16 protein-coding genes are annotated in these 17448 nt (G+C 69.0%); 7 read left to right on the top strand and 9 right to left on the bottom strand.

Annotated features, from left to right (window positions below):
- The first annotated feature begins 17 nt into the window (after positions 1-17).
- Both LOZ83_RS36125 and LOZ83_RS36120 read left to right on the top strand, forming a co-directional pair.
- The gene (locus LOZ83_RS36125; protein ID WP_236796370.1) at positions 18-509 is read left to right on the top strand and encodes a carbonic anhydrase; all 492 of its coding nucleotides are present in this window, start codon (positions 18-20) and stop codon (positions 507-509) included.
- Positions 510-518: 9 nt separating this feature from the next.
- A complete protein-coding gene (locus tag LOZ83_RS36120; RefSeq protein WP_236796369.1) occupies positions 519-1403 on the top strand; it encodes an A/G-specific adenine glycosylase in 885 nt (294 codons plus the stop codon).
- A 69-nt stretch (positions 1404-1472) separates the two neighbouring features.
- Here the strand turns inward: LOZ83_RS36120 and LOZ83_RS36115 are convergent, their stop codons facing one another.
- Both LOZ83_RS36115 and LOZ83_RS36110 read right to left on the bottom strand, forming a co-directional pair.
- Complete coding sequence (locus LOZ83_RS36115; protein WP_236796368.1) at positions 1473-2213, bottom strand: alpha/beta fold hydrolase; 741 nt, start codon at positions 2211-2213, stop codon at positions 1473-1475.
- Positions 2210-3619 (bottom strand): ATP-binding protein, encoded by a 1410-nt coding sequence (locus LOZ83_RS36110; protein ID WP_236796367.1) that lies wholly within the window; start codon positions 3617-3619, stop codon positions 2210-2212. The genes LOZ83_RS36115 and LOZ83_RS36110 overlap by 4 nt, the downstream gene beginning before the upstream one ends.
- Positions 3620-3653: 34 nt before the next feature.
- Here LOZ83_RS36110 and LOZ83_RS36105 point away from each other — a divergent pair, with 34 nt between their 5' ends.
- On the top strand, positions 3654-3956 hold the full coding sequence (locus LOZ83_RS36105) for an antibiotic biosynthesis monooxygenase (protein ID WP_236796366.1): 303 nt from the start codon (positions 3654-3656) through the stop codon (positions 3954-3956).
- Positions 3946-4770: a Sir2 family NAD-dependent protein deacetylase gene (locus tag LOZ83_RS36100; RefSeq protein WP_236796365.1), complete on the top strand. Its 825-nt coding sequence runs from the start codon at positions 3946-3948 to the stop codon at positions 4768-4770. The genes LOZ83_RS36105 and LOZ83_RS36100 overlap by 11 nt, the downstream gene beginning before the upstream one ends.
- Here the strand turns inward: LOZ83_RS36100 and LOZ83_RS36095 are convergent.
- Positions 4757-5671 carry an endonuclease/exonuclease/phosphatase family protein gene (locus LOZ83_RS36095; protein ID WP_236796364.1) on the bottom strand — a complete coding sequence of 305 codons (915 nt, stop codon included), beginning with the start codon at positions 5669-5671 and terminating at the stop codon, positions 4757-4759. The two genes, LOZ83_RS36100 and LOZ83_RS36095, sit on opposite strands and share 14 nt — an antisense overlap.
- Before the next feature lie 166 nt (positions 5672-5837).
- On the opposite strand from LOZ83_RS36095, the gene LOZ83_RS36090 reads away from it, so the two are divergent.
- Both LOZ83_RS36090 and LOZ83_RS36085 read left to right on the top strand, forming a co-directional pair.
- Entirely contained in the window at positions 5838-6788 is a 951-nt protein-coding gene (locus LOZ83_RS36090) for an ATP-binding cassette domain-containing protein (RefSeq protein WP_236796363.1), read from the top strand.
- The gene (locus LOZ83_RS36085) at positions 6785-7585 is read left to right on the top strand and encodes an ABC transporter permease (RefSeq protein WP_236796362.1); all 801 of its coding nucleotides are present in this window, start codon (positions 6785-6787) and stop codon (positions 7583-7585) included. The genes LOZ83_RS36090 and LOZ83_RS36085 overlap by 4 nt, the downstream gene beginning before the upstream one ends.
- Before the next feature lie 28 nt (positions 7586-7613).
- On the opposite strand, the gene LOZ83_RS36080 is transcribed toward LOZ83_RS36085, so the two are convergent.
- The 4 genes from LOZ83_RS36080 to LOZ83_RS36065 all read right to left on the bottom strand — a co-directional run bounded on the left by LOZ83_RS36080 (position 7614) and on the right by LOZ83_RS36065 (position 14035).
- Entirely contained in the window at positions 7614-10730 is a 3117-nt protein-coding gene (locus LOZ83_RS36080; RefSeq protein ID WP_236796361.1) for a BTAD domain-containing putative transcriptional regulator, read from the bottom strand.
- A gap of 75 nt (positions 10731-10805) precedes the next feature.
- Positions 10806-11159 (bottom strand): helix-turn-helix domain-containing protein, encoded by a 354-nt coding sequence (locus LOZ83_RS36075; RefSeq protein WP_236796360.1) that lies wholly within the window; start codon positions 11157-11159, stop codon positions 10806-10808.
- 85 nt (positions 11160-11244) lie between these two features.
- A complete protein-coding gene (locus LOZ83_RS40625; RefSeq protein ID WP_308190380.1) occupies positions 11245-11391 on the bottom strand; it encodes a hypothetical protein in 147 nt (48 codons plus the stop codon).
- A 91-nt stretch (positions 11392-11482) separates the two neighbouring features.
- Complete coding sequence (locus tag LOZ83_RS36065; protein WP_236796359.1) at positions 11483-14035, bottom strand: ATP-dependent Clp protease ATP-binding subunit; 2553 nt, start codon at positions 14033-14035, stop codon at positions 11483-11485.
- Positions 14036-14331: 296 nt separating this feature from the next.
- On the opposite strand from LOZ83_RS36065, the gene LOZ83_RS36060 reads away from it, so the two are divergent.
- The gene (locus LOZ83_RS36060; RefSeq protein ID WP_236796358.1) at positions 14332-15153 is read left to right on the top strand and encodes a (2Fe-2S)-binding protein; all 822 of its coding nucleotides are present in this window, start codon (positions 14332-14334) and stop codon (positions 15151-15153) included.
- Positions 15154-15413: 260 nt separating this feature from the next.
- On the opposite strand, the gene LOZ83_RS36055 is transcribed toward LOZ83_RS36060, so the two are convergent.
- Positions 15414-15761, bottom strand: coding sequence for an Lsr2 family protein (locus LOZ83_RS36055; protein ID WP_236796357.1), 348 nt, complete (start codon positions 15759-15761; stop codon positions 15414-15416).
- Between the two features lie 144 nt (positions 15762-15905).
- On the bottom strand, positions 15906-17417 hold the full coding sequence (lysS, locus tag LOZ83_RS36050; protein WP_236796356.1) for a lysine--tRNA ligase: 1512 nt from the start codon (positions 17415-17417) through the stop codon (positions 15906-15908).
- Between the last annotated feature and the right edge of the window lie 31 nt (positions 17418-17448).

Below are 17448 nucleotides of genomic sequence, written 5' to 3'. Positions count from 1 at the left end.
CGCCGGGAGGGGCCGTAATGACCGCTATCGACGTCTTGCTCAGTCGCTATCACCAACTCGAGGACCGGGTCCGCGGCGACCGCTCCACGCCCGAACCCTCGATGCACATCGCCATTCTGACCTGCATGGACGCCCGGATCCGGGTGTTCGAGCTGTTCGGGCTCATCCAGGGCGAGGCGCACATCCTGCGCAACGCGGGCGGTGTGGTCACCGACGACGTGCTCCGCTCGCTCGCGCTGTCGCAGCGCAAGCTCGGGACGCGCGAGGTGCTCATCGTCCAGCACACCAGCTGTGGACTGTCGATGGTGACCGAGGACGACTTCAAGGACGAGCTGGAGAAGGACACCGGGCTCCGGCCGACGTGGGCGGTCGAGGCGTTCCGCGAGGTGAAGGACAGTGTGCGGACGTCGATGCGGCGGGCGCGGCGCAGCGACTTCCTGCCGTACACCGACAATGTGCGCGGCTTCGTCTACGACGTGCACACCGGTGAGCTGACCGAGGTCGAGTAGCTTGTCCGGGTGCCCATCGACCCCGAGATCCTGATCGACTGGTTCGACCGGACCGGACGCGATCTGCCCTGGCGCCGGCCGGAGTGCACCGGCTGGGGTGTGCTGGTCAGCGAGATCATGCTGCAGCAGACGCCGGTCGCGCGCGTGCAGCCGATCTGGGAGGAGTGGCTGGCGCGCTGGCCGGTCCCGTCCGCGCTCGCGGCCGCGAGCCAGGGCGAGGTGCTGCGCGCGTGGGGCAAGCTCGGCTACCCGCGTCGCGCGCTACGGCTGCACGAGGCGGCGTCCGTCATCGCCGCTTCGCACGGGGACGTCGTACCGTCCGATGTGGACACTCTGCTGGCGTTGCCGGGCATCGGCGCGTACACGGCGCGGGCGGTGGCGGCGTTCGCTTACGGTCGTCGCGCGCCGGTCGTGGACACCAATGTCCGGCGGGTGGTCGCCCGCGCGGTGCATGGCGCCGGTGACGCAGGCCCGGCGTCGAACACGCGCGACATGGCGGATGTCGAGGCGCTGCTGCCCACGGCGGAGGCGCGCGCCGCGCGGTTTTCCGCCGCGCTGATGGAACTCGGCGCGCTGGTGTGCACCGCGCGCTCGCCCAAGTGCGCCGACTGCCCGATCTACGACACGTGCGCGTGGCAGCGCGCGGGGCGCCCGGAGTACACGGGACCGGCCAAGCCGGTGCAGAAGTTCGCGGGCACCGACCGGCAGATCCGCGGGAAACTGCTCGACGTGCTGCGCGGCACGCCGGAACCGGTGTGGAAGGAACGGCTCGACGTCGTATGGCCCGAGGACGGCGGCCGCCGCGACCGGTGCCTGGCGTCATTGCTGACGGATGGTCTGGTGGAACAGATCCCCGACGGCCGCTTCGCGTTACCGGGAGAGCACCGCGCCTGACCTCGCGAACGTCGGACTCGGCGTCGCGAATGTACGACTCGCGGTCTCGAACGTCGGACTCGCGAGAGACTAGAGCGTCGCGGAGAGGAAGGCTTCGACCGCGCCGCGGTATTCGTCAGGGGCCTCGTCGTGGACGACGTGACCCGCGCCTTCGATCACGATGTGGCGGCCGTGCGGGGCGCGCGCCGCCAGCTCCGCCTGCTGGCCCGCCGGCATGAGGGTGTTCCCGGCCTCGATCACCAGCAGCGGGCACTTGACCCCGGCCACGAACGACCAGTAGTCCCGCCGGCCCCATTCGGCCGCGATCTCGTACAGGTCCTCGAGATCGGCGATCAGGTGGTAGCCGTCCGCACGCTCCTCCACGCACTCGGTGAAGTAGTTTCCCGTGCTGCCGAAGAACTCCCGCACGTGCGCGAGCGACTGGAACGGCACCGGCCACGAGTCGAAGTACGCGCGCCAGTCGTCGACCGTGCGCCCGCGCTGGTCCGGCGCCATGTCCTCGACGACCACCGCCCGGACGAGATCCGGGTGCGTCGCCGCGGTCGCCCACGCGTGCAGCCCGCCCATCGAATGCCCGATCAGCACGGCCGGCTCGTCGAACGTCCGCAATAGCGAAGCCACGTCCTCGACGAACCGTTCCGTGGTCCACGGTCCGGTCTTCGGCGCGCGCCCGTGCCCGCGCGCGTCGAGCCCGACGACGTGGCCGTACCGGGTCAGCCACCCGGCGACCGACCACCATGTCCGCGCGCGTCCCATCAGCCCGTGCAGCAGCACGATCGGCTGCCCCTGCCCGCCGAAATCGACGATCATGCGCTGCCCAGCAACGACTTCGTCAACGTCGCCCGCGAGTCGTTCATCTCCCGCAGCGCACGCGCCAGCGCGGCGTCGTCCACCGGAACCGGGTGTCCCTGGACGCCTTCGTGCAACTGGTGCAGCACCGCGCGGCGCAGCAACTCCTTGATGAACGACGCCGTCACGCCATCAGTCTGCGCCACGACAGGCTCGAGATCCGCCCGCAGGTCGACGTCGCGTCCGTACAGTTCGAGCAGCTGCCGCCGCCCGGCCGCGTCCGGTTTCGGGATCTCCACCGCCAGGTCGACTCGGCCCGGCCGGTCCGCAAGTGCTTTCTCCAGGTCCCGCGCGCGGTTCGTGGTGAGCACGAAGGTCACGTCGGCGTCCGCGCCGAGCCCGTCCATCGTGTCGAGCAGGCTGAACAGCAACGGGTTCGTGCCCGGCCCCATCGACCGGTCCTGCGCGACCAGGTCGACGTCCTCAAGCACCAGCAGCGACGGTTGGAGCCGCCGGGCGAGTTCCGCCGCCTTGGTGATGAAACGCATCGCGCCGCCGGTCAGGATGATCACCGTGTGCCCGTCGAGCCGGCCCATCAGGTAGCGCAGCGTATGGGTCTTGCCGGTGCCCGGCGGGCCGTGCAGCAGCAGCCCGCGCTTGAGATGCTGCCCGACCGCCCGCAATCGCTCGGCATGCTCGGCGATCCCGACGGTGTGCCGTTCGATCGTGGCCAGCACGCCGTGCGGCAGCACCACGTCCGACGACGCGAACTTCGGCCGCGGCAGGAAGGTGACCAGCTCGTTGCCGCGGTACTCGCTGCTGCCGAAGGAAAGTACCTGTCCACGCAGCACGTCGTGCGCGAGGACGAGCCGTTCGATCCGGTCCCGCACCGCGCCGGCCACCGCGCGGTCGGCGGCGAGCACCTCGAACCGCACGGTCGCCATCGGCCCGTGCTGCGGATTCATCCCGCGCACCGCGACCAGCACCGGCGTCCCGTCCGGCGCGGTGGTCTCGACGAGGCCGAACTGCACGACTTCCTCGGCCTCGTCCGGGCCGACGGCCTCGGTCTTGTAGTCCACCGCGCCCGGCTCGAACGTCCCCTCGCGGCGCGCTCGGGCGAGCATGCCGAGCAGCTCTTCGCTGCTGCGGTTGGCTCCCGCGATACCGAACCACTCGTGCCCGCCGCCCCGTTCGGTGAGATACCGCTCGACGCCGCGGTGCACGTTGACGTGCTCCCACGGCGCGAACTCCCGGGTCACCAGGATCAGCTCCGGCAGCGGGGCGCCGAGGTGACCGGTCACCCGCGCGACCAGCTCGGCGGCCGGCGTGCCCTCGTCCACCACGGTGGCCGCCGAGCGCAGGATCCGCCGCAGGTCCGCGGCGAGGGCCCGCACCCGGGCCACGTCGTTGTCCCCCTCATCACTCACTCTCGCAGCCTGGCAGATGAGTAGGGTGGTGCGCATGGCAGTAGTCAAGATCAATGCGATCGAAGTCCCCGAAGGCGCCGGCCCCGAGCTGGAGAAGCGCTTCGCCAACCGGCTGCACGCGGTGGACAACCAGCCCGGCTTCCTCGGCTTCGAGCTGCTGCGCCCGGTCGCCGGCGAGAACCGCTACTTCGTCTACACGAAGTGGGAGTCCGAAGAGGCGTACAAGGCGTGGGCCGGCGGTCCGGCGCGCGAGGCGCACGCGGGTCAGCGCGCCAAGCCGGTGGCCAGCGGCGCGAGCCTGCTGGAGTTCGAGGTCGTCCCGCTGGATGCGGAATAACGAGGACCTGCGCCGCGCGGCCGAGCTGATCGTCGGCGCGGACGCCCTGCTGGTGTGTGCCGGCGCCGGGATGGGCGTCGACTCCGGGTTGCCCGATTTCCGTGGTGACGAGGGGTTCTGGCAGGCCTACCCACCCTACGAGCGGCTCGGCCTGCGGTTCGTGGAACTCGCCGACCCCTGGCATTTCACCGAGGATCCGCCGCTGGCCTGGGGTTTCTACGGTCACCGGCGCGAGCTGTACCGGGAAACCGTGCCACACGAGGGTTTCAGCTTGCTGCGCAAGTGGGGCGAGGCCACACCCGGTGGCGTCGCGGTGTTCACGTCCAATGTGGACGGTCAGTTCCAGAAGGCCGGCTTCCCGCTCGTCGCGGAGGTGCACGGCTCGATCCACCACCTCCAGTGCACGGTCCCGTGCGGTCCGGACATCTGGCCCGCGCTCGACGGACCGCGGGTCGACGAGAGCACGATGCGCGCGGCCGAACCGCTGCCCGAATGCCCCGCCTGCGGCCGCCTGGCCCGGCCGAACATCCTGATGTTCGGCGATTCCGACTGGGTCTCCGGCCGCAGCGACGAGCAGTTGCGCGCGGTAAACGACTGGCGGCGCGATCAGCGGCAGGTCGTCGCCATCGAGCTGGGCGCCGGCCAGGCGGTGCCCACCGTGCGGCGCTACTCGGAGCTGGCGAGTGCCGCCACCGGCGCGCTGATCCGGATCAACCCGCGTGAGCCGGAGATCCGGCACCGTCGCGGGATTTCCCTGCCTTACGGGGCGTTGCAGACGCTCACCGCGATCGACGAGCTGCTCACGGCAGGGTGAGCTCGGCCAGCACCGCCCGATGGTCGGAGTTCGGCACGTCCAGCACTCGGTAGCTCTGCACCGCGACGCGCGGGTCCACGAGGACGTGGTCGATCGTCACCGGCGGCGGGAAGAGCCGGGACGGCCAGGTCGGTGTGAAGCCGGCGCCCCGGTTCAGCGCCGCGTCGGTGTAGCCGGCGCTCAGCAGGTCGCGAAACGTCGCGTGATCGACCGTCGAGTTGAAGTCCCCCGCGAGAATCCGCACGGGCCCGCCGCTGTCGGGCCGCGGCAGCCCGCCGACTTCCTTCTTCCACTCCGCCGCGTCGGTCGTCGGCGGGATCGGATGCACCGCGACGATCTCGACCGGCGTGCCACCGACATCGGCCCGCGCACTCGGCTGCTCCATCAGCGACGGGCCGGCCAGCGACAGCTCGGTCAGCGGGTAACGCGACGCGATGCCCGAGCCCGCGCCGCCGTACTGCGGTTTGAACACCCGGTACGGCAGCAGGTCGAACAGCCCGGCCTGCTCCAGCTCACCCGCCTCGCGCGGGGTCAGCTCCAGCAGGTTGAGCACGTCGACGCGGTTGTCGCGGACCAGCTGCACCACGGTCTTGACGTCCGCGTGCCCGAGGTACTGGTTCGACGACATGACCCGCAGCTGGGCGCCGTGCGCCGCCGGCCGGGCGGACGCGAACGCCCGCGGCAGCAGCGTCCCGACCAGCGCGAGCGCCACCACGAGCACGACCCCGCCGATCCACCAGTGTCGTAGCCCCAGCGACACCCCGCCGAGCACCAGCCCGCCCACCGCCCAGTACGGCAGGAGGGCGAGCAGCGCGGCGGTCAGCTTGGTGCCGTCCACCCCGATCCAGCGCATCGCGGCGATCTCCAGGAACGCCACGGCCAGCACGAGAAGAGCGATCATGCGGAGATTCCTGCCAGATGACCGGTTCCGGGGCGGGGCCGGGACCTCTGCGATGTGCACACGATCAGTTCTACGCGAAGTTTGTCAGCTCGCTGTCAGCGCGCTGTGCGCCGGCTGCCAGCGCCGGCGCGCATCTTTGGTCCGTGCGACGACCAAGGAGGATGAGATGTCGCTGGCGATCCAGGCGGAAGGCCTGGTCAAACGTTTCGGGGAAACGGTCGCGTTGAACGGGGTGGATCTGCGGGTGCCGACCGGGAAGGTGGTCGGCGTGCTGGGTCCGAACGGGGCCGGCAAGACGACGGCGGTCCGGATCCTGGCCACGCTGCTGCAACCGGACAGCGGGCACGCCACCGTCGGCGGGTACGACGTGGTACGCGACCCGGTCCGGGTGCGCTCGCTGATCGGGCTGACCGGCCAGTACGCCTCGGTCGACGAGGATCTTTCGGGTAACGAGAACCTCGTGCTGATCGGGCGGCTGCTCGGGCTGTCCCGGCCGGCAGCGAAGGCGCGGGCCGCCGGGCTGCTGGAGCAGTTCGAGCTGACCGAGGCCGCGGGCCGCGCGGCGAAGACCTACTCGGGTGGCATGCGGCGGCGGCTCGACCTCGCCGCGAGCCTGGTCGGCCATCCGCAGGTGCTCTACCTCGACGAGCCGACCACCGGGCTGGACCCGCACGCGCGCAACGAGGTGTGGGCCGTCATCCGGCGGCTCGTCGCCGACGGGGCGACCGTGCTGCTGACGACGCAATACCTCGACGAGGCCGATCAGCTGGCCGACTCGATCACCGTCATCGACCACGGTCGCGTCGTGGCCGAGGGCCGCGCGGACGAGCTCAAGCGGCGGGTGGGCGGCCAGACGATGCTGGTGCGGCCGACCGCACTGTCCGATATGGACATCGTGGAGCGCATCCTGGCCGACCTCACCGGCGTGAATCCGGTGCGCGACAACGACACCGGACTGCTCACCGCTCCCGTGTCCGATCCCGTTCTACTGTCCACAATGGTCCGGAAGCTCGACGACGCCGGTATCACCGCCGACGAGCTGGCCCTGCGCCTGCCGAGCCTGGACGAAGTCTTCCTTGCCCTGACCGGAAAACCTGCCGAGGAGGTGGCCGTATGACCGCCGCTGTGCTCGCGCCGCCGCGCCACATCAGCCCGGCGAAGGCGGCCCAACACGGATTCTCCCTTGCCTGGCGCGGAATCCTGAAGATTCGCAAGAACCCGGAACAGCTGATCGACGTGACGATCCAGCCGATCCTGTTCCTGGTGCTGTTCGTGTACCTGTTCGGCGGCGCGGTCGCCGGCAGCACGGGCGCGTACCTGCAGAACCTCGCGCCGGGCCTGCTGGTGCAGAACACGATCATGGCCAGCCTGTCCGCCGGGGTCGCGCTCAACACCGACGTCAGCAAGGGCGTGTTCGACCGGTTCCGCAGCATGCCGATCGCGCGGTCCGCGCCGCTCGTCGGCGCGGTACTCGCCGATATCGTCCGGTACCTGGTCGCGATCGCGGTGCTGCTGATCACGGCGACGATCATGGGTTTCCGCATCCACACCGACCCGGGGTCCGTGCTCGTCGCGGTGGCGGTGCTGGTGGTGGCGGGCCTGTGCTTCTGCTGGATCGCGGTGTTCGTCGGCATGCTCGTCTCGAACCCGGGTTCGGTGCAGGGCATCATGATCGCGTTCATCTTCCCGCTCACGTTCGGCAGCAACGTGTTCGTGCCGAGCAACACGATGCCCGGCTGGCTGCACGCGTGGTCCGACATCAGCCCGGTGAGCCTGCTGGCGGACGCGATCCGCGGCCTGCTGGTCGGCGGCGAGGTCGGCGGCCCGTTGCTGGGCGCGCTGGCCTGGATGGCCGGTGTGGTGCTGGTTTTCTTCCCGCTCGCGATGCGCGCCTACCGGCGCCGCGTGGGCTGACCCCAGGGGGTGCGAGCAGCCGGTCTCCTCAGGAGGCCGGCTGCTCGCCGCCGGGCGCCTCGAACTCCGCGCGCACCGCCGTGATCGCGTCGTCTTTGGACAGTTCCGCGCCGGCACGGTAAGCGCTTTCATACTCCGTCTCGCCGAGCCGTTCCTTCAGCCGTGCGATCAGCTCGGCCAGCTCCGGGTCGCCCTGGTCGAACGCCCCGCGCAGCGCCTTGCTGACACCCAGCGTCCACGCGGCGCGCTCCCACTGGCCTTCGGCGCCCAGCAGCAGGGCGCCGACCTGCGCGGCGTTCGCGATGTCCGGCATGTCCCGCCGTTCGCTCGACAGCCAGATCGCGGTGGGCAGGTGCGCACGGGCGAAAGCCAGGTCTCCCTCGGAGACCGCCACCGCCGCCCGGAACTGCGCGACCCACTCGTCGGCCATCATCATCGGGAACGGCAGCCGGTCGGACACCGAGATCATCCAGTCCAGCTCCCGGTGTGCCTCTTCGAGATCGCCGGACCGCCGGGCGAGATCGATCAGCGTGAACCGGACGACAGCCCGGTCCTCGAGCCGATCGCCGGCCTCGGCGATGGCCTGTGCCTCCCGGATGTCGCGCCACGCGCCGGGCCAGTCACCGGAGCGCATCCGCTCGGCCGCGAGCCGCGACAGCTGCTGCACGACGTCGTCACCCGAATCCAGTTCCCGCGCCAGCTCCAGGCCCTGCAGGTAACCCGCGATGGCCTCGGTATGCCTGCCGCGCAGGGAAAGCGCGCCCGCCCGCATCGCGAGCGTCATCCCCATCCCCCAGCGGTCACCCGCCTGCCGGAACCCGGCCAGCGCCACCTCGCGCGCCTGCTCGGCACCGTCGAGATCGCCGCGGTCATCGAGGACGAAGGCCCGCACCCACTGCGCGCAGGAACGCGCCCAGGGATCGGGATTCCCGAGCGCGCGGCGCATTTCGCGCTCGGCCAGCTCCGGGTCCCGGGCCAGGAAGGCCAGCATCGGAATGGCCAGCGACAGCGGCGGATACCGTTTCCACACTTCCGTGCGGACACATTCGTCGACCACCTCACGCAGGTTCGGCATCGGCCCGGTCATCGGCGCCGCCCGGAACAACGCGTGCAGCAGGGAGAACGCGGCGTGGAGATCCTCGGGAATCCGGCCGGCGAACCGGAGCACATCGGCGAAGAACTCGGCCGGCTGGTCCTGAAATCCGCGGATCACCCAGTACCAGGTGAGAGCGCGGATGAACCGGGACGCCAGCAACGCGTCGTCGGCCTTCACCGCGCGGCGCAGCGCGGTGACCATGTTGTCGTGCTCGGCCGCGAACAGCGCGATCGCCCGCAGCTGCTCGCCCGTGCGCAGGCGTGGCTCGTTCTCCTCGGCGACGCGCAGGAAATACTCGGCGAACCGGGCGGTGATCAGTTCGGGTTCGCCCGCCTCGCCGAGCCGTTCCTCGCCGTAGACGCGGATGGTCTCGAGCATCCGGTAACGCCCGTCGACGGTGTCCACAATGGACTTCTCGACGAGTGAGCCGAGCACGTACACGATGTCCTCGGCCGGCAGGAGCTCGTCCGCGCAGATCTCTTCGATCGAGGAAACCGTTGCCCCGCCAGGGAAAACCGACAGCCTCCTGGCAAGCACGCGTTCCGGTTTCTCCAGCAGGTCCCAGCTCCACTCGACGACCGCGCGCAGCGTGCGCTGGCGCGGGAGCGCGACGCGGCTGCCGGAGGTGAGCAGTTTGAAGCGATCGTCGAGGCGCCGCGTGATCTGCTCCGCGCTCATCGACCGCAGCCGCGCCGCGGCGAGTTCCAGGGCGAGCGGCATCCCGTCCAGCCGGCGGCAGATCTCGCGCACCGGTTCGGTGGTGACGTCGTCGAGCACGAACCCGGGCCGGACGGCCGCCGCGCGCTCGGCGAACAGGCGCATCGCCTCGGGATCTTCGAGCGGACCGAGGTGGCACAGCAGTTCGCCAGTGATGGCGAGCGCCTCGCGGCTGGTCGCGAGGATGCGCAGGTTCGGCAGCCTGGTGAGCAGTTCGTGGGCCAGCTCGGCGGCGGCCTCGACGAGATGCTCGCAGTTGTCGAGCACGAGCAGGCCTTCGCTGCCGCCGATCAGCTCGGCGATCCGGTCGAGCGGCTCGGTGGCCTGGCGGGCCGGGACGGTCACCCGCATGTCGAGCGAGCCGAGCGCGGCGAGTACCGCGCCGGTCACGTCGCCGGCGTCGCGGACGGAGGCGAGCGCGACGAACCACACGCGCCCGCGCTGGTGGGCTGGATGGCGGACGGCGGCCTCGGTGGCAAGCCGGGTCTTGCCGGCGCCGCCGGGTCCGGCGAGCGTGACCAGCCGGGTTGTCTCCAGGGAGCGCGCCAGCAGGTCCAGCTCCCGGTCGCGGCCGACGAAACTGGTGAGGCGGACGGGCAGGTGGTCGTGCTCGGGCCGGGGTTTGGCGATTTCGCCGCGCAGGACCGCGAGATGGACCTGCTGGAGCTCGTCGGACGGATCGACGCCGAGTTCGTCGGCGAGGGTCGCACGGACGTGCTCGTACACGGCGAGCGCGTCGGGCTGGCGGCCGGCGGCGTACAGCGCGCGCATGCGCAGCGCGGCAAGGCGTTCGCGCAGCGGGTTCTCGGTGCCGGCGGCTTCGAGATCCGCAAGAACGTCGGTGTGCCGGCCGAGTTCGAGTTCGGCCGCGAAGCGGTCCTCCATGGCGGCGAGCCTGATCTCGGCAAGACGCGCGGCGGGCGCTTGCGCGAACGGGGCGTCGAGCACGTCTGAAAGCGCTTCCCCCTGCCAGAGGGCAAGAGCCTCGGTCAGGACAGCGGCGGCCTCCGCGTACCGCTTCGCGGTGAACGCCTGCCTCCCGCGCGCGGCGAGATCCTCGAACCGGTGGGCGTCGACCTCTTCGACCTTGAGCAGGTAGCCGCCGTTCGCCGAAGCGAGGCGGGCGCTGTCGCCGAGGGCGCGGCGCAGGCGGGAGACGAGGGACTGGAGCGCGTTGGCGGCGTCCGCGGGCGGATCGGTGCCCCACAGCCCGTCAACGAGCGACTCGGCCGTAACGGGCCGGTTGGCTTCGAGCGCCAGCCGGGCGAGGAGCATGCGAAGGCGGGCGCCGCCGATATCGATCGGCGCACCGTCGTCGGCTTGGACCCGCACGGGGCCGAGCACGCACACTCGCACTGGTCCAGCTTTCCAGATCTCTCCGGACGAGTCCCACAACAACCCGATCTCTCAGGCACTCCGATCCAGCTGGCTACTCGAAACGACGACATCGTGGTCGTCGAAGTCCGCGATCACCTTCATGCGCCCGCCCAGCGCGGTGATGTACCGGTGGATCGTGTCGAGCTCCATTTGCCCCGGGTCGCCCTGTTCGAGCTGGCTGATGCGCGGCTGGCTCACACCCATCCGCTTCGCGAGTTCGGTCTGGCTGATGCCGACCTCCTCCCTGAGCTGCGCGAGCCTGAATCCGAGTACGTAGGCCCGGGTGGCTTCGCGAGCGTCGGCGCGAGCCTTCGCGACATCCCGCCCGGCCGCCTCATCGCGAGCCAGCTTCTGTGCCTTGACTTCCCGCCAGTCGCGTCCCATGCCTCAGCCCTCCTCGATCGTGGTCAGATGCTCGTCGTAGCGTTGCTCGGCCAGCGGCACATTGACCTCGTACCAACGCCTCCAGTTACCCGCTTTGTCCCCTGCCACAAGAAGAATCGCCCGGTCGAGCCGGATCGAACGCGAACAGGATCCTGATCTCGGTGGCACCGGCTGACGCCGGTCGAAGTTCCTTCAGATCGTGTAGGCGCCGTGCGCCCTTGATCCTGTCCACGAGCGGCCGCCCCAAGGCCGGTCCCAGCCGCAACCCTCAAAAACGAAGCGCCCCCAGGGAGTCCCTGGGGGCGCTTCGTTTCTCGGAAAAACTACTCGGCCTCGGCCTCGCCGCGGCGGTCGTTCGCGGCGCCGATCGACACGGGCGGGGCGTCCGGCACCTCGAGCGGCTTGGGCTCGCCGCGGAAGGTGAAGTGCGCCTGGTCGTCCTTGTCCTCGGGGTTACCGCTCCAGCCCTCGACGTCGACGATGATGATCTGACCCGGCTGCACCTCGCCGAACAGGATCTTCTCGGACAGCTGGTCCTCGATCTCCCGCTGGATGGTCCGGCGCAGCGGACGGGCACCGAGCACCGGGTCGAAGCCGCGCTTCGCGAGCAGCGCCTTCGCCTTCTCGGTCAGCTCGAGAGCCATGTCCTTGGCCTTCAACTGGGTCTCCACCCGGGTCACCATCAGGTCCACCATCTGGATGATCTGCTCACGGGTGAGCTGGTGGAACACGATGATGTCGTCGATCCGGTTGAGGAACTCCGGCCGGAAGTGCTTCTTCATCTCCTCGTTGACTTTTTGCTTCATCTTGTCGTACTTGGCTTCGCCCTCGTTGCCCGAGGAGAAGCCGAGGGACACGGACTTGGAGATGTCCTGCGTACCCAGGTTCGAGGTGAAGATGAGCACCGTGTTCTTGAAGTCGACCGTGCGGCCCTGACCGTCGGTGAGGCGCCCGTCCTCCAACACCTGCAGCAGCGTGTTGTAGATCTCCTGGTGCGCCTTCTCGATCTCGTCGAACAGCACCACCGAGAACGGCTTGCGCCGCACCTTTTCGGTGAGCTGGCCGCCCTCCTCGTAACCCACGTACCCGGGAGGGGCACCGAAGAGCCGCGAGGCGGTGTACCGGTCGTGGAACTCGCCCATGTCGATCTGGATGAGCGCGTCGTCCTCGCCGAACAGGAACGCCGCGAGCGCCTTGGACAGCTCGGTCTTACCGACACCGGACGGGCCGGCGAAGATGAACGAGCCGGACGGGCGCTTCGGGTCCTTCAGGCCGGCACGGGTGCGGCGGATGGCCTGCGAGACCGCCTTGACGGCGTCCTCCTGGCCGATGATCCGCTTGTGCAGCTCGTCCTCCATGCGGAGCAGACGCGTGGTCTCCTCCTCGGTGAGCTTGAACACCGGGATACCGGTCCAGTTGGCCAGGACTTCGGCGATCTGCTCGTCGTCGACCTCGGCGACGACGTCCAGGTCACCGTCCTTCCACTGCTTCTCCCGCTCGGACTTGTGGCCCAGCAGGGTCTTCTCCTCATCACGCAACCGGGCAGCGCGCTCAAAATCCTGCGCGTCTATCGCGGACTCCTTGTCCCGGCGGACGGCGGCGATCTTCTCGTCGAACTCGCGCAGGTCCGGCGGCGCCGTCATGCGACGGATACGCATCCGGGCACCGGCCTCGTCGATCAGGTCGATCGCCTTGTCCGGCAGGAACCGGTCGTTGATGTACCGGTCGGCCAGGGTGGCCGCGGCGACCAGCGCGGAGTCGGTGATCGACACCCGGTGGTGCGCCTCGTAGCGGTCGCGCAGGCCCTTGAGGATCTCGATGGTGTGCTCGAGCGACGGCTCGCCGACCTGGATCGGCTGGAAGCGGCGCTCCAGCGCGGCGTCCTTCTCGATGTACTTGCGGTACTCCTCGAGCGTGGTGGCACCGATCGTCTGCAGCTCACCGCGGGCGAGCATCGGCTTGAGGATCGACGCCGCGTCGATCGCGCCCTCGGCGGCACCCGCGCCGACGAGCGTGTGCAGCTCGTCGATGAACAGGATGATGTCGCCGCGGGTCTTGATCTCCTTGAGCACCTTCTTCAGCCGCTCTTCGAAGTCACCGCGGTAGCGCGAGCCGGCGACCAGGGAGCCGAGGTCGAGCGTGTACAGCTGCTTGTCCTTCAGCGTCTCCGGCACCTCGCCCTTGACGATGTTCTGCGCCAGGCCCTCGACGACGGCGGTCTTGCCGACGCCGGGCTCGCCGATCAGCACCGGGTTGTTCTTGGTGCGCCGGGAAAGCACCTGCATGACCCGCTCGATCTCCTTGCCGCGCCCGATGACCGGGTCGAGCTTGCCCTCGCGGGCGGAGACGGTCAGGTTGCGGCCGAACTGGTCGAGCACCAGCGAAGACGACGGGGTGCCCTCGCCGCGGCCGGCACCGGCCTCGGCCGGCTCCTTGCCCTGGTAGCCGGACAGCAGCTGCAGTACCTGCTGGCGGACACGGTTGAGATCCGCGCCGAGCTTGACGAGTACCTGCGCGGCCACGCCTTCGCCCTCGCGGATCAGCCCGAGCAGGATGTGCTCGGTGCCGATGTAGTTGTGGCCGAGCTGCAGCGCTTCGCGCAACGACAGCTCGAGCACCTTCTTGGCACGCGGCGTGAAGGGGATGTGCCCACTCGGGGCCTGCTGGCCCTGGCCGATGATCTCCTCGACCTGCTGGCGGACGCCCTCCAGCGCGATGCCCAACGATTCGAGCGCCTTGGCGGCGACACCCTCACCCTCGTGGATCAAACCCAGGAGGATGTGCTCGGTGCCGATGTAGTTGTGGTTGAGCATCCTGGCTTCTTCCTGAGCCAGGACGACCACCCGCCTCGCGCGGTCGGTGAACCTCTCGAACATTCCCACTCCCTCGACTGCTGCGCCGGCGGTGAGTCTCCACCATCGCGATGGATTCAGCACCGTGAGTCCACTGTAGTAGCCAACGGCGCAGACCGGACTACCACTAGGTCGGATTAGGTCACAGAAGTCAGTTCGCCGGCCCGTGCCGGCCCGTACGTTCTCGCTGGTAACTGACATAAGGACCAACGCGGGGCGGGCGAAAGGGATTCCACTGATCGCGTTTGTCCGCTGACCGCGAACACGTCGAATGGCACCCCTCCGAAACCCGTGTAAGGTAAGGCACGCCTAACACTCGAATGGAGCAGCGGGAGGTCGCCATCGACACGGTGCGGCGACACGGCGCCGCCATCGGCCTCGCGGCTTCGATCAGCCGGGTCGCCCCGCGGCAGCGGCGCACGGAGTTCCGTTCCGACCTGCCCCGCAACGAAAACTGGCAGCGCTGTTCGGACGTACTGGCCGACCCGGCGCGCTTCGACCTGTGGCGCAAGCGGCTCGCCGAATGGCTGTGCGGCCGCTTCGGCGATGCACCCGCTCGGACCACCGCCGGTTACGTGATGTCGTGGTACCTGCACGTGCCCGCCTACGCCGCGGCCCTGCTGCTGCACCACGAGCGGCGGGTCCCGCTGCTGCGCCCGGAGGAGCTCGCCTTCCGCCTCGGCGACGACCGCCCGCACCCGGAAGGGATCGCCGTACTCGGGGCCGATTTCTACTGCCTGCCCGGCGATCCGGCCGCCGGGCACCCGGAGGCCACGGTCGTCGCGGACGAGCGGGCGCTCACGGCGATGCTGCGCGCCCGCTACATCGCGCACGCGGAGAAGTTCGTGCACGCCTACGCCCCCGTCAGCAGGCTCGGGCGCCGCATGCTCTGGGCGGGCGCGACCGACGCGCTGGAGAACTCACTGTGGTGGGCCGGCCGGCAGACCGGCGACGAGGGCGCGGGTGTAGCGAACGCCACACTCGTACTCGACGCCTGCCATCCACCGCTGACTTCGGCTTCGGCGCTGCGCTTCGACGCAGACGACGGCTGGACGCGGCGCCGGGAGAGCTGCTGCTTCTCTTATCTCCTGCCCAATGAGACGGAATGCGCCGAATGCCCGCGCCTCCGCCGCCCGTCGTGACCTACGCCACTACGGTCAAGATCCGATTCCCCGCCGCACCGCGAATTTCCGATCGCGGATGACCGGTTGAACAGAGAACAATAGGTTTGCCCGAATGGGCAAACCATCCCGCCGGATTGCCGAAACCGCTGCCCGGAACCGCAACGTGCAACTTGCATCGGGGTCCGGAGGAACTCACGAATGATCCCGGAACACGAACAGGGCCCGCCGGGATTCGTTCCCGGCGGGCCCTGGCCGCTCAGCGCTTACCCAGAGACGTGTCAGTTCTTCTTGTGGTAGGCCTCGACGACCTCGGACGGGATACGCCCGCGGTCGGAAACCTGAAAGCCGTTCTTCCGGGCCCACGCGCGAATGGCCTGGTTCTGTTCGCGATCAACAGAAGCCGAGCTGGCGGCGGGTTTCGCCGACGGGCGGCCACCGGCACGCTTACGGCCACCGGCGCGGCGCGCGTGCTCGACGTACTGCGCGAGCGCGTCCCGCAGTTCTTCGGCATTGTCGCTGGAGAGGTCGATCTGGTAGTTGATCCCATCCAAACCGAACTCGACGGTCTCGTCCGCCTCCGAACCGTCGAGGTCGTCCACGAGGGAGACCAGCACCTTCTGTGCCATCAGTTTCCTCCTGTTTGAAGTAGCGCAAATGTCTGGGTAGGGCGAGAGCCCCGGTCAGAAGCCATTGACTACGACATTAATACAGGTAATCAGGTCGCAACGCAAACTTGAGTTTGCAATGCGCGTGTTCACGCGGACGGCCGGTTATTCGGGGCGTACCAGCGGGAACAGGATCGTCTCCCGGATACCGAGCCCGGTGAGCGCGATCAGCAACCGGTCGATCCCCATTCCGACGCCACCGGATGGCGGCATTCCGTACTCCAGGGCCCGGAGGAAATCTTCGTCCAGCCGCATCGCTTCGCTATCCCCGGCGGCGGCCAAACGGGACTGCGCGGTCAGCCTTTCCCGCTCGATCACCGGATCGACCAGCTCCGAGTATCCCGTGGCCAGCTCGAAACCCCGCACGTAGAGATCCCACTTCTCGGCCACCCCGGGAACACTCCGGTGCTGCCTGGTCAACGGTGAAGTCTCGATCGGGAAATCACGAACGAATGTCGGGGCGTGAAGGTGATCGCCGACGAGATGTTCCCACAGTTCTTCGACGAGCTTGCCGTGCCCCAGCGCGGGATCCACCTCGATCCCCCTGGCTTCGGCGAACGAGCGCAGCTTCTCGGCCGAGGTGTCCGGAGTGACCTCTTCGCCGAGCGCTTCGGACAACGATCCGTACATCGTGAGCGTCGTCCATTCACCCGACAGGTCATAGGGCGAACCATCGGCGAGTGTCACTTCCAGCCCGCCGAATACCGACTGCGCCGCCTCCTGGATCAGCTCGCGGGTCAGCACCGCGTTGGTGTCGTAGGTCGCATACGCCTCGTAGAACTCCAGCATGGCGAATTCCGGCGAATGCGAAGAGTCGCTGCCCTCGTTCCGGAAGTTCCGGTTGATCTCGAAGACCTTCTCGATGCCGCCGACCACGCAGCGCTTGAGGTAGAGCTCCGGCGCGATGCGCAGATACAGATCGATGTCGAACGCGTTGGAGTGGGTCACGAATGGCCGAGCGGCCGCGCCGCCGTGCAGCGTCTGCAGCATCGGCGTTTCCACCTCGGTGAACCCGCGGTGCTCGAAGGAATTGCGCAGCGAACGGTTGACCGCCGCCCGGGTGCGCACCACATCACGAGCCTTCGATCGGAGGATCAGGTCGACATATCGCTGCCGGATCCGCGTTTCCTCGGCCAGTTCCTTGTGCGCGACCGGAAGCGGGCGCAGCGCTTTCGCCGTCATCTGCCAGCGGTCGGCCATGACCGAGAGCTCACCGCGCTTGGACGTGATGACCTCGCCGTGTACGAAAACGTGATCGCCGAGGTCCACCTCCGCTTTCCAGTCGGCGAGACGACCCTCACCCACGCCGGCCAGACTGATCATCGCCTGCAGTTCGGTGCCGTCGCCTTCGCGCAGAGTGGCGAAACAAAGTTTGCCCGTATTGCGGATGAACAGCACGCGCCCGGTCAGGCCGACGATCTCGCCCGTCCGGGTATCGGCCGGCAGTTCCGGATACTTCGCCCGGATCTCGGCGAGCGTGTGGGTGCGCGGCACCTCCACCGGATACGGTTCGCCGCCTTCGGCGATTATCCGATCGCGCTTGGCCCGGCGAACCCGCATCTGTTCCGGCAGGTCTTCGTCAGGCTGGGGGCGCTCGGCGGCGGCGGATTCGGTCATGACGCATAGAGTACGAACCCGGTGGGTTGCT

The sequence above is a fragment of the Amycolatopsis sp. GM8 genome (genome assembly GCF_021653975.1).
GTDB lineage: Bacteria > Actinomycetota > Actinomycetes > Mycobacteriales > Pseudonocardiaceae > Amycolatopsis_E.
The sequence above is the reverse complement of the archived record's forward strand: the minus strand, read 5'-3'. Positions and strand labels throughout refer to the sequence as shown.